Here is an 11,742-nt window from a genome sequence, read left to right on the forward strand (position 1 = left end):
AGTGAAAAAACGTAAAAAGGAGCATAAAGCCCCTTTAAAATTGGTAAAAAGTAAAAAACTAGTCTCTATAGTAGTTCGCTATTTTTGTAAATTCTTCGGTAAGCTGAGTCGCGTTAATGAGCGGTACACTACCTTGCTTAAATTCAGGTTTGAATATAGCTCTTAGTGCACCACTTTGGTCAACCATCGCGACTGAGGCACTATGATCTACTGCATATTCGGACTCGCTACTATCGCTAATCGCATAAATTAAACCAAGCTCTCTGACTACCGGAAAAAGATGTTTATGCTCACCAGATACGGCTAAAAAATCAGGGTTAAAATAATCTATATATTGCTTTCTCTTTGCAGATGTATCTCGATTAGGATCAACCGATAGAAACCAAATTTGCAATGGATAATCCGTTTTTAGATTTTTATACACCACATTTAGCTTAGCCAGTGTTAAAGGGCAAATATCTGGGCAACTTGTATAACCTAAAAACACTAAATTCCATTGACCTACAAACTGCTGTTTAGTGACCAATTCGCCATGCTGATCATTTAGCGTAAAATCAGATAATGGTTTTGCCTTTTCGTAAACCAACGCATTAACATCTGGAGGGCTATTCTCATTAGAACATGCTGATAAAAACAATGCTAAAACAACAATTAATCCAAGCCATAACTGCTTCATAAAGGGAGCCATTTATCTATAAATAAGACCACAAAGAGTACCATTAAATGAACAATCGAAAAACGAAATAAATCCATTGCAATCTCATCATTTCCGGCAATTTTTAACTTAACTGCTTTATAAATAAATACTGCATTTAATACACATGCGCCTATCAAATATATTAATCCCGACATACCAATTAAATAAGGCAGTACACAAACAACAGCGAGTAAAACAGAGTAAGCAACCACACACGTTTTACAAAAATCAATACCGTGTGTTACCGGCAACATAGGTATTTTAGCGCGTTCATAATCGCTTTTTCGCGCTATGGCCAGTGCCCAAAAGTGTGGTGGGGTCCACGTAAATATAATCATCACCAATAGCCAAGGTGCGGCTGCCATTTGGTTTGTTTCTGATACCCAACCTAACAATGGTGGCATTGCACCAGCTAACCCTCCAATAACAATATTCTGTGGTGTTGCACGCTTTAAAAATGACGTATAAACAAAAGCATACCCTACCAAAGCAAACAGCGTTAAGACAGCTGTTAGAGTATTGGCCCAAATCATCAACATAATAAAGCCTGCCACCCCAATAACAGCCGTAAAACTAAGAGCGTGCATTTTACTTAAACGCCCCTTAGCCACTGGGCGGTGACGGGTTCGTGCCATTTTAGAATCTATCTCGCTGTCAACTACATGATTAATAACAGCAGCTGCTGCAGAAAGTAGCCCTATGCCTAACAAACTAATAAATTGTACCGCTATACCACGCCCAACATCCGGAGCTAGTGCTAATCCAACCCAAGCTGTTAATACAAGCATTGCTACCACTTTAAATTTACTAATTGCCAAATAATCCTGTAGCAAATTATAACTGCGTAAAGCCAACGGCTGAGTATTAGCGGGTAGTATTGCTTTTTTATCAATTGTAAGTGCCATAACATTTCCCCTTTATGTGCGTGATTTTAAGTAATAACATAGCCTAACCATACTCAATAACAGTATGGCAGCCATTAAGTTATGCGCTAGCGCAACACCTAACGGAAAGTGCCAATGTACTAAAATAAGTCCTAAGCTAATTTGGCAAAACAGAAAAAACAATACACTTACAACACAATTTTTAATCTTTTGAGAGTAAGCCTCGCTGTATATTTTCCACATAACGAATGCCAAAACGACACAAGTAACTAATGCCCAAATGCGGTGTAATAAATGAATAGACATTCGCGCTTGCTGCGATAGCACGCCAAACTCATAACTACTGTGCTCTAACGGTAATTGAAACACGCTACTTAATGAAAACGGCTGTGCATAATTACAAAATGGCAAACCACTACAATGGGGAGCTGCATAATTTGCAGCAAGCCAGCCACCTAACGCTATTTGTATAACAAGCACACCAAGCGCAATTAGACTTAATCCAAAGTAGTGCTTAGCGCCCTCATCACCGCCCATAATCAGCTTTGCTGTTAACCTTAAATACAACAAAGTAATAAGCGATAAAATGCTAAAACCTCCAAGTAAATGGCCCATTACTATTAACGGTTGTAAATTCATAGTCACAGTCCACATACCTAGTGCAGCTTGAAATACAACCAACAATAGCAATAACAATGGTAATTTCACTGGTGTTATTGGGTATTGACGCTTTAAAAAAGCGAGTATAAATAAAACTAAAATGAGTAACCCAAGCGTGCCGGCAAAGTAACGATGAATCATTTCTTTCCACGCTTTAGCTGTTTCGAACATCATGTCTGGATAGCTCTGTGTAGCAAGCGCAATATCGGCCTCATGCTTAGGAACTGTTAAAAAACCATAACAGCCTGGCCAATCAGGGCAACCCAGGCCTGCGTCGCTTAAGCGAGTGTAAGCACCTAGCGCCACAACAATTAAAGCCAGCAGTCCAGTTACTAATACTAAGTTTTTATAATTTTTATACATCGAATACTCCAACTTAAACAAATAGAACTAGCTAGCTTGAACGTGAATAATTAAGTAGTTTTTTTAAATCTTTTAACAGTCCCTTTTGCACCAAACGATTTTCTTGTGGTTGCGCCTTAAAAGGATATTCCAGCACGACTAACCCCATATGATCGATTAAATACAAACTTGCAGGTTGTAAGCTTTGTTGCTCAGCAATAATTTTCCAAGGCGATGTTTTATCATCAGGGCGCCCCATTATTGCCATATCAACCTTGCCTTGATTTTTACCAAGCGCTACATATAAGTTATTTAGTGTTTCAAGTTGCTCGCTACAGGGCGTATTACATTGACTTGAATAGTTAAGTGCAATGGTCCACTGTTTTGGATTGCTTTGCGGCCAGTTTTCAAATTTAACGTCTTCACTTAAAAACTCACCGTGATTAGTAATGGCAGTTGGCAACCAATCAAATTTCAGTGCGCCATATGCCAAAATTAGCGGTATAGCACAACAACCTACAAACAATAAAAGAGGGTTACTTTTCATTATGTGTCCTTTTCTTACTTGCAAAAATAGCGACAACAACACATGCAACAGCAATTAGAAACCACTGCACGGCGTAAGCATTATGTTTTTGAGGACTCATCACTACAGCCTCGTAATGAGGTATAGCAATTTCATCACCACTACCTTGTCGATAAACCATAAAATTAATTAATAATTGCTGGCTTTGAGCACTTAGCATATTCAAATCAATAGATTGGATTCGTGTAGGTAAGTCATTATTTGTAGCTTTATTTTCAAGTGTAAAACCACTGAGGTTATTTTCTTTTATTTGTGCTTTTAGAATAAAATCGCCATTTGGGAGAGTAACTTGTGGCAAAACATCTCTCGATATGGGCGCTTTTATCCACCCCAAATTAACTAAAATCACTTTAGGATCATTATCGGGCTTTAACAAAGCGAGTAAATCGTATCCTACTTGCCCGTTGTAAACTTGGTTATCTAAAAGCCAATAGTGGTTTTGTACAAACTGCCCTTTTAGCTCCACTAATACGCCAGTTTTGTTCCAACTATCAGGCAAGTTAAGTAATTGAGGCCAGTTCATAACGCCACGAGTTTGCAACTCAGCAATGGCAATTAGCTGCTGTTGCTTTTGCTCGCCGCGCTGTAATTGCCAAAAACCTAAGCGCACGCAGACCAACACAACAACCACGACCATACAAAGTGTGATTATTGAACTAAGCTTTTGTTTGTGCCATAAAACTAACTGCATAAAGGGTCAACTCAGTGATTATTAAAATTATTATCGTACTGTTGTTAATATTTATACTTTTTAACTTATTTAGAGCATTATTTATTATGGTCTCTGGGAAAACAGGTGGACGACCCATGTCCCATTTTTTAGGTCGTCGCGTAGTGTTTTCTGTGGTCGTTTTAGTTGTTGTGATTGCAGCACTTAAGCTTGGGTTTATTAAAGCGAATGACTCGCCTATGGCCACTACAGCACATACACAAATACAAATAAGCACAACCACACCACATCTACAAAGTGCCAATACCAAGCAGCAGCCTGAAAAGCAAAGTGCTTATCTTTAGTAAAATGTCCTTTTAGAATGCGTAAAAGTATAACCAATAAAAGTACGGTGCCGAGCGTTACATGCATGCCATGAAAACCCGTCAATAAAAAGAACGTATTACCGTAAACACCGGCATCTAAGGTTAAATTAAGATCATTATATGCATGTATATACTCCTCAACTTGCAGTCCTAAAAAGCAAACCCCCAATAAAACAGTAGCCCCTAAAAATACTTTAAGTGGGGTGCGTTTATTGTTTTCCATCGCAACATGGGCAAAATACAAAGTAACCGACGAGGTAAGTAGTATTAAGGTATTTATAAGTGGCAAACCTTGCCAACCCATAGCCTGAGTGGTTTCTCCAGCAGGTGTTGAAAGTAAGGGCCAAACAGCTTCAAAGGTAGGCCAAAGCACTTCGTTAGTCATTGCATTATTACCAGCCCCCCCAAGCCATGGAACCGACAGAACCCGCGCATAAAACAGCGCACCAAAAAAAGCCATAAAAAACATAACTTCAGAAAAAATAAACCAGCTCATACCTTGCCTAAAAGAGCGATCCATTTGCGCTGAATACAAACCTTGGTCCGACTCACTAATTACATTTTTAAACCAACTAAACAACATATATAAAAGCACAGCAATTCCGGCATAAAGTAGATAAATACCACCGCCAGATTCTTTTCCAACATCCATAACCGTTAAGCCTGCGCCCACTGCTATAAAAAACAATGCAATAGCACCCACAATGGGCCATGGGCTTTGATCTGGTACATAATAATGCTCATATTTTTGATTCATTTTATTTACTCCTAGTTTTACACTAGTTTAAAAAGCTAGTTATTACTTGCCACTAGCTGTTCACTAATATCAAATACGGTATACGATAAAGTTAATTCTTCTATGTCACTTGGTAATGCAGTATCAACATAAAAAAGTAATTTGAATTCAAGTTCTTCACCTGCTTTTAACGGTTGTTGATCGAAACAAAAACAAGCAATTTTATGTAAATACTTTGCCGCTTTACCTGGTGAAACAGAAGGTACAGCCTGCATTACCTTATCTAGCTCGCTGTTATTTTTAGCGCTAAAAAACACTTCACGCATTGCACCGGGCTTTACCACAACGCTGTATTCTTTTGATTTAACTTCGAACGGCGCACCGCTTTGAGCATGCGTAGTAAAGCTAACGCCAACTTCACGATTTTGTATTATTTGTGTACTTTGCTTTGCTTGCTCTAGCGAAGGCTTGCCATTGAGCCCTGTTACGTCGCAAAACACGTCGTATAAGGGCACTAAGGCAAATGCAAATGCAAACATACCCACGCAAATTAATATCAAGCGCTTAAGTAGCGGTGCGTGTGTCATTACTTTATTTCCGGAGGTGTAGAAAAAGTATGATACGGGGCTGGTGAGTCAACTTCCCACTCAAGCCCTTCTGCCCCATCCCATACTTTTGCAGGTACTTTATCGCCACCACGAGCACATTTAATTACAACAGCCACAAACAGCAATTGCGATAAGCCAAAGGCAAAACCACCAATACTTATGATTGCGTTAAAATCGGCAAATTGCAGTGCATAATCAGGAATACGACGCGGCATACCAGCAAGTCCTACAAAGTGCATAGGAAAAAACAGTACATTGACGCTCACCAGTGATAACCAAAAATGCCATTTAGCTAAGGTGATATTAAACATATTGCCCGTCCACTTAGGCAGCCAATAATAAGCGCCCGCCATAATCGAGAATATCGCACCGGTTACTAATACATAGTGAAAATGCGCTACAACAAAGTAAGTATCGTGATATTGAAAATCAGCAGGTGTAATGGCTAACATCAACCCAGAAAAGCCACCTAGGGTAAACAATACAATAAAGGCAATACTAAATAGCATGGGTACCTCAAAACTTATTGAACCCTTCCACATAGTGGCAACCCAGTTAAATACTTTGACCCCAGTGGGCACAGATATAAGCATTGTGGCGTACATAAAAAACAATTCACCTGCTACAGGCATCCCCGTGGTAAACATATGATGCGCCCAAACAATAAAGCTCAGCAGCGCAATCGAGGATGTGGCATACACCATAGAGGCATAACCAAAGAGTTTTTTACGCGAGAAAGTAGGCACTATGGTCGATATAATACCGAACGCTGGCAAAATCATGATGTACACTTCTGGGTGACCAAAAAACCAGAAAATATGCTGAAACATCACCGGATCACCGCCACCTGCGGCATCAAAAAAGCTGGTCGCAAAGTACTTATCGGTAAGCACCATAGTTACAGCCCCTGCAAGTACGGGCATTACCGCAATTAATAAAAAGGCAGTAATTAACCATGTCCATACAAATAGGGGAAGCTTCATCCATGTCATGCCTGGAGCACGTAAATTAACTATGGTGACAATTACATTAATAGCCCCCATAATTGAACTTATTCCCATTATATGTACGGCAAATACAAACAACGCCGTATTGTCATTACTGTAAGTTGTAGAGAGCGGAGCATAAAAAGTCCAGCCAAATGCAGGACCACCACCGGGCATAAATAACGATGCTAATAAAATTAAAAACGCAAACGGTAAAATCCAAAAACTCCAGTTATTCATTCTTGGTAGTGCCATATCAGGTGCACCAATCATCAGCGGCACCATCCAATTGGCAAGGCCAGTAAAGGCTGGCATTACTGCACCAAATACCATAATTAAACCGTGTACGGTGGTCATTTGATTAAAAAAGTGGGGATCAACCAACTGTAAACCTGGTTGAAATAATTCAGCCCTAATCACCATGGCCATTGCGCCACCAATTAAAAACATGGTCAGCGAAAATATTAAATATAAACTACCTATATCTTTATGATTGGTTGTATAAAGCCAGCGTTTAAATCCTTTTGCAGGGTGATGTGCATGATGCGCTTCATCGGCGTTAGGTTGTTCTACTATGCTACTCATTAGTTCGCCTCCACTTTGGCATCAAGTGCTGTCTGTATTTGACTCGGCTGAATAACATCACCCGTATCGTTACCCCATGCATTACGCTTATAAGTAATAACTGCTGCTAATTGCTTTATAGATAACTGTTTTGCAAAGGCTTGCATTGCAGTGCCTGGGCGGCCATGAATAATTATATCAATGTGATCTTTAATATCCCCTAATACAATTGGACTCCCTTTAAGTGCAGGAAATACACCTGGTAATCCCATGCCCGTAGGCTGATGGCACGCTGCACAATTAGCCATATATACTTGTTCACCCAAAGTCATTAACTCATCTTTAGGTAACGTTTGATCAAGCAGTGCGGCATCTGCCAGCGCAGCTTTCTGCTTAGCCTGCTTTGCATCTACCAACCAGGTTTTAAAATCGGATTCTGATTTTGCAACTACAACCACAGGCATAAAACCATGATCTTTACCGCACAGCTCAGCGCATTGACCCCGGTAAATCCCTTCTTCGTTTATATTGGTCCATGTTTCGTTTATAAACCCAGGATTTGCGTCTTTTTTGACGGCAAAATCGGGCACCCACCACGAGTGAATAACATCGTCTGAGGTCATTAAAAAACGTACTTTTTGGTTTATAGGCAGTACCAGTGGTTTATCTACCTCAAGTAAATAGTTAGGGTTTTTCTGTGCAAGATTAGCAATTTCGTCTTGAGGAGTAGAAAGCATTGAGTAAAACTCAACGTCTTCACCCATGTATTCGTAATGCCATTTCCATTGCGATCCTGTAATTTTAATAGTGAGATCAGCCTTACTGGCATCTTCCATTGCAATTAGAGTTTTAGTGGCCGGTATAGCCATAGCAATTAAAATAACAAACGGAATAGCAGTCCAAAGTATTTCTACTTTCGTGCTTTCGTGAAATTGAGCAGGCACTGCTCCTTTAGATTTGCGGTGATGAATGAGTGCCCAAAACATAATGGCAAACACGATTACCCCAATCACACAACATATGAAAAATATAGTCATGTGCAGCTGATAAACATTATTACTTATATCAGTTACGCCTTTACGCATATTAAATTGGCTATTTGCCAATACTTGCTGCGGAAAAACAAACAGTATAAGCCACAAGGTAGAGCTCAATTTACCCATGTGACGACTCCTTTGATGCTGTTGCGAGTGCAAAGCGAAGAGGCATACGGCTTAAACGCCAATTCGTTATTTTTATTTTTGTATTAATACCCTCGTCCTTATTAAACAATAGGTATTACACTGCGCTAACCAAGGTTTTATTGTAAATGTGTGTATTCTCAAAACTAAAAACAATGAGTTACTGTTAGCCCAGCCCATTAATAATTAGCTAAAGATTAACCAACAAGCAAGTTTTAGTATGAAAATTAAACAAATGATATTAACGGATTAGCAAAAAAACATGTCACTTTTAAAATTTTAAAATGATGCGAACTGAGTTTTGATAGGGGTTACAAATAACATAAGGGGATAAAAGAGGAGTGCAATAAAAATTGTTTAGTAAGGAGCCTTGTAACTAAAAATGCGTACTAAAAAGCACGCATTTATAAAATCACTAATTTAACACTGCATTAAATTAGTGATCTATTATAGTGATAAGAAAGTAGCTCAATAACAAGGCTAAAATTATGATACATAGTTGTTCTATATAAATAATTTTTAACGTAGTTAGTGAGTTATTTAATGCGTTAGAATGATCATGTTTTTACTAAAATTGGTATTACATCCAATCAGCGTTACGAATAACCCCAACAGCCAAACCTTCAATATTAAAAGATTCGTTTTCTAAATCGACTTCAATTGCTGAAAAATCATCATTTTCAGCATGCAGCAGTACTTTTCGACCTGCTTTTTCAAAGCGCTTTACAGTTACATCATCATCAACACGTGCAACTACAACTTGCCCATTTTCAGCAACTTGAGTTTTATGCACCGCCAATAAGTCGCCATCCATAATACCTATATCTTTCATGCTCATACCGTTAACACGCAGTAAAAAATCGGCAGCAGGTTTAAACATTAATGGATCAATTTTACAATGACTTTCAACATGCTCTTGCGCCAAAATAGGCTCACCGGCCGCTACTCGGCCAATTAGAGGCAAACCTAATTGCTCAGGTTCTTCTTCTTCAACAAGTTGAATACCTCGGCTTGCGCCTGGCTTCATTTTAATAACACCTTTTTTTGCAAGTGCTTTTAGATGCTCTTCTGCAGCATTGGCACTTTTAAAACCTAGTGTTTGTGCAATCTCTGCACGTGTAGGGGGCATACCAGTGTCTTTAATAAAAACTTTAACTAATTCGAGTATTTGAGCTTGGCGCTTCGTTAATGGTCGCATATAACTGGTTTTCCATACAGTACATTTAACTGTGAGTATATACAGTTAAATAAAAATCGCAAATTTAAATTAAGCTAAACAAACTATGCGATTACCAGTTAATAGCGTTTGTTTTTCATAATTAATAAATCCCCTTTCACACTTACAAAAACAAAATCTGGTTACATAAATTAAACAAGTGTATTTTTATATTTACAATAATAGTCATATTAAACACACCTCAATGTTAATGGGTTGAAAACAGCTTATTAACATGTACACTTTATAAGAACAAAATAAATTCAAAAGGATTATCAAATGAAAAAATACTCACCATTATTTATTGGCCTACTGTTCAGTGGTTATACGCACGCTCAAGTTCCACTTTTTGAAGTTCAATACTCTAACATTTCACAAAGCATGACTGCACAAGCAAGTACTCAATCTCAATTTGGGCAACCACTTTTTGAACTAAGCAGCAACACAGATGCTTTTTTCTTACCTATTAAAGGTAATAATATTGAGTTTATTAAAAGCACAACAAGCTCATCAGCAACAGGTAGTCTAATTTGGGTTGGTAAAAGCTTAGATGGTGACGAAGTTACACTCATCAAATCGGAAAAAGGGATTTCTGGTACGGTAAAAGTAGGCGAACATGTTTACAAATTACAACCAAATAAACACTCTGGTCATAACTTCATTGAACTGGATCCAGCAAAACAACCTGCTGAGCATGCACCCGATTATAAGCAATCTAGCAATAGCAACATAGCTTCAATCAGTGAGCAAATTTTAACGGCACAAAATTACCAAACAGCAATGGCTAGCAATGCACAAAGCGATATTAGCTTATTAGTTTTATATACGCCTGCAGCTGCGCAAAAATCGGGGGATATAAATAGCTTAATTGATCTTGCTGTTGTCGAGACCAACCAAGGTTATCAAAACTCAGGCGTTAACGCTGTTGTTAGCGTAGCTCATGTAAGCCAAATTAATTACACTGAAGCTACAAACTCAGGGACTGATTTAAACCGCTTAGCCGCTAAAAATGATGGCTATATGGATGAAGCCCATACATTACGCGATCAATACGGTGCTGATGTAGTCATATTAGTGAATGATGTAAACGGCTACTGTGGTCAGGCAAAAGCCATTGGTGCAAATGCGAATAGCGCTTTTGCTATGGTCGATTATGACTGTGCAACGGGTTATTACTCTTTTGGTCATGAAATTGGACATTTACAAGGCGCTCGTCATAACCCTGAAAACGATCCATCAACATCTCCATATTCATTTGGACATGGCTATCAGCAACCTCAATCGCAATGGCGTTCAGTAATGGCGTATAATTGCACCAATAATTGTACCCGCATTAATTACTGGTCGAACCCAAACAAATCATACAATGGTGATGTAATGGGAACTTTAGCAGAACATGACAATGCAAGAGTATTAAATTTAACAAATCCAACTATTGCAAACTTTAGATCTTCAACCCCCCCGCCAACAAATGATAATGTACTACAAAATAATCAACCGATTACAGTTAGTGGCGCTAGAAATAGCGAACAGTTGTTTACTTTTGCAGTGCCAAATGGGGCGACGCAAGTTACATTCACAACCTCAGGTGGTAGTGGTGATGTTGATCTACATGTAAAATACAACGCAATTGCATCGAGTAATAACTTTGATTGCCGTCCTTATAAAAACGGAAATAGCGAAAGTTGTAGCGATACTCGTACTGGTAATTACTCTATTATGCTCAAAGGTTTTAATGCCTTTAATAATGTAGAACTAGTCGCTAGTTACCAATAAAAAATATAGCTAATGTAAGCAAGCGTCAAGGTATGGCGACTTGCTTATACCAATTTTATTAAAAACATGATCATTAATTTAATGCAATTGGTATTAAACTTAGTTTAAAGCAAATTCACATTTTACAAATGTCACTCACTTCGCTTAATTATAAATCGCCATTACTAACTCAGCTTTATAATCACCCTCTTTACGAATAACAGCATTATCTAAAGTTGTTAATAGCTTTTTCGCACGACAAATATTCAATTTAGCCTTATGATGATCTTAAATTTATGAAAATTTAAACGATATTTTAAGTAGCCTGAACTCTGGTTAAGATATTTACTAATATATTGAATCATAGTGATATTTAAATTTATTTTTCTCTAGCCAGAGATTTTCAGTGAAAACAAGGCAAACTTGCGCGTCAATAGCTGGCCTATTGCAAGTAAATTCAACGCCGATTGCGCGGCATATAGCTGCTCGAGT

12 protein-coding genes are annotated in these 11,742 nt (G+C 38.3%); 2 read left to right on the top strand and 10 right to left on the bottom strand.

What is annotated here, in order from left to right; translation table 11 throughout:
* Positions 1-58 precede the first annotated feature (58 nt).
* Genes CWB66_RS06410 through CWB66_RS06430 form a run of 5 tightly spaced genes read right to left on the bottom strand, consistent with a single transcriptional unit; the run spans position 59 to position 3,860 of the window.
* On the bottom strand, positions 59-676 hold the full coding sequence (locus tag CWB66_RS06410) for an SCO family protein (RefSeq protein ID WP_138584721.1): 618 nt from the start codon (positions 674-676) through the stop codon (positions 59-61).
* The gene (cyoE, locus tag CWB66_RS06415) at positions 673-1,602 is read right to left on the bottom strand and encodes a heme o synthase (RefSeq protein ID WP_138584722.1); all 930 of its coding nucleotides are present in this window, start codon (positions 1,600-1,602) and stop codon (positions 673-675) included. Before cyoE ends, CWB66_RS06410 begins: the two co-directional genes overlap by 4 nt.
* Positions 1,603-1,614: 12 nt before the next feature.
* Entirely contained in the window at positions 1,615-2,604 is a 990-nt protein-coding gene (locus CWB66_RS06420; protein WP_138584723.1) for a COX15/CtaA family protein, read from the bottom strand.
* 31 nt (positions 2,605-2,635) lie between these two features.
* The gene (locus tag CWB66_RS06425) at positions 2,636-3,130 is read right to left on the bottom strand and encodes a transmembrane cytochrome oxidase associated protein (protein ID WP_138584724.1); all 495 of its coding nucleotides are present in this window, start codon (positions 3,128-3,130) and stop codon (positions 2,636-2,638) included.
* Positions 3,120-3,860 carry an SURF1 family protein gene (locus tag CWB66_RS06430; RefSeq protein WP_138584725.1) on the bottom strand — a complete coding sequence of 247 codons (741 nt, stop codon included), beginning with the start codon at positions 3,858-3,860 and terminating at the stop codon, positions 3,120-3,122. The genes CWB66_RS06425 and CWB66_RS06430 overlap by 11 nt, the downstream gene beginning before the upstream one ends.
* A 14-nt stretch (positions 3,861-3,874) precedes the next feature.
* Between CWB66_RS06430 and CWB66_RS23025 the strand changes: the two genes are divergently transcribed.
* The gene (locus tag CWB66_RS23025) at positions 3,875-4,183 is read left to right on the top strand and encodes a DUF2909 family protein (RefSeq protein WP_138584726.1); all 309 of its coding nucleotides are present in this window, start codon (positions 3,875-3,877) and stop codon (positions 4,181-4,183) included.
* Here the strand turns inward: CWB66_RS23025 and CWB66_RS06440 are convergent.
* The 5 genes from CWB66_RS06440 to lexA all read right to left on the bottom strand — a co-directional run bounded on the left by CWB66_RS06440 (position 4,086) and on the right by lexA (position 9,477).
* A complete protein-coding gene (locus CWB66_RS06440) occupies positions 4,086-4,961 on the bottom strand; it encodes a cytochrome c oxidase subunit 3 (RefSeq protein ID WP_138584727.1) in 876 nt (291 codons plus the stop codon). The genes CWB66_RS23025 and CWB66_RS06440 overlap by 98 nt on opposite strands.
* 35 nt (positions 4,962-4,996) lie before the next feature.
* On the bottom strand, positions 4,997-5,527 hold the full coding sequence (locus tag CWB66_RS06445) for a cytochrome c oxidase assembly protein (protein ID WP_077536375.1): 531 nt from the start codon (positions 5,525-5,527) through the stop codon (positions 4,997-4,999).
* Positions 5,527-7,119, bottom strand: a complete 1,593-nt coding sequence (gene ctaD, locus CWB66_RS06450) for a cytochrome c oxidase subunit I (RefSeq protein ID WP_138584728.1) — start codon at positions 7,117-7,119, stop codon at positions 5,527-5,529. Before ctaD ends, CWB66_RS06445 begins: the two co-directional genes overlap by 1 nt.
* On the bottom strand, positions 7,119-8,261 hold the full coding sequence (gene coxB / locus CWB66_RS06455) for a cytochrome c oxidase subunit II (RefSeq protein ID WP_138584729.1): 1,143 nt from the start codon (positions 8,259-8,261) through the stop codon (positions 7,119-7,121). The genes ctaD and coxB overlap by 1 nt, the downstream gene beginning before the upstream one ends.
* A 598-nt stretch (positions 8,262-8,859) precedes the next feature.
* Positions 8,860-9,477: a transcriptional repressor LexA gene (lexA, locus tag CWB66_RS06460; protein WP_077536378.1), complete on the bottom strand. Its 618-nt coding sequence runs from the start codon at positions 9,475-9,477 to the stop codon at positions 8,860-8,862.
* A gap of 297 nt (positions 9,478-9,774) precedes the next feature.
* Here lexA and CWB66_RS06465 point away from each other — a divergent pair, with 297 nt between their 5' ends.
* Positions 9,775-11,271: a M12 family metallo-peptidase gene (locus CWB66_RS06465; RefSeq protein WP_138584730.1), complete on the top strand. Its 1,497-nt coding sequence runs from the start codon at positions 9,775-9,777 to the stop codon at positions 11,269-11,271.
* The last annotated feature ends 471 nt before the right edge of the window (positions 11,272-11,742 follow it).

It is taken from the genome of Pseudoalteromonas sp. S558 (genome assembly GCF_005886635.1).
Taxonomy (GTDB): Bacteria; Pseudomonadota; Gammaproteobacteria; order Enterobacterales; family Alteromonadaceae; genus Pseudoalteromonas; species Pseudoalteromonas aliena.

Coding starts and splice junctions, on each gene's coding strand:
- CWB66_RS06410 (WP_138584721.1), bottom strand. CDS start 676: ATGAAGCAGTTATGGCTTGGATTAATTGTTGTTTTAGCATTGTTTTTA.
- cyoE (WP_138584722.1), bottom strand. CDS start 1,602: ATGGCACTTACAATTGATAAAAAAGCAATACTACCCGCTAATACTCAG.
- CWB66_RS06420 (WP_138584723.1), bottom strand. CDS start 2,604: ATGTATAAAAATTATAAAAACTTAGTATTAGTAACTGGACTGCTGGCT.
- CWB66_RS06425 (WP_138584724.1), bottom strand. CDS start 3,130: ATGAAAAGTAACCCTCTTTTATTGTTTGTAGGTTGTTGTGCTATACCG.
- CWB66_RS06430 (WP_138584725.1), bottom strand. CDS start 3,860: ATGCAGTTAGTTTTATGGCACAAACAAAAGCTTAGTTCAATAATCACA.
- CWB66_RS06440 (WP_138584727.1), bottom strand. CDS start 4,961: ATGAATCAAAAATATGAGCATTATTATGTACCAGATCAAAGCCCATGG.
- CWB66_RS06445 (WP_077536375.1), bottom strand. CDS start 5,527: ATGACACACGCACCGCTACTTAAGCGCTTGATATTAATTTGCGTGGGT.
- ctaD (WP_138584728.1), bottom strand. CDS start 7,119: ATGAGTAGCATAGTAGAACAACCTAACGCCGATGAAGCGCATCATGCA.
- coxB (WP_138584729.1), bottom strand. CDS start 8,261: ATGGGTAAATTGAGCTCTACCTTGTGGCTTATACTGTTTGTTTTTCCG.
- lexA (WP_077536378.1), bottom strand. CDS start 9,477: ATGCGACCATTAACGAAGCGCCAAGCTCAAATACTCGAATTAGTTAAA.
- CWB66_RS06465 (WP_138584730.1), top strand. CDS start 9,775: ATGAAAAAATACTCACCATTATTTATTGGCCTACTGTTCAGTGGTTAT.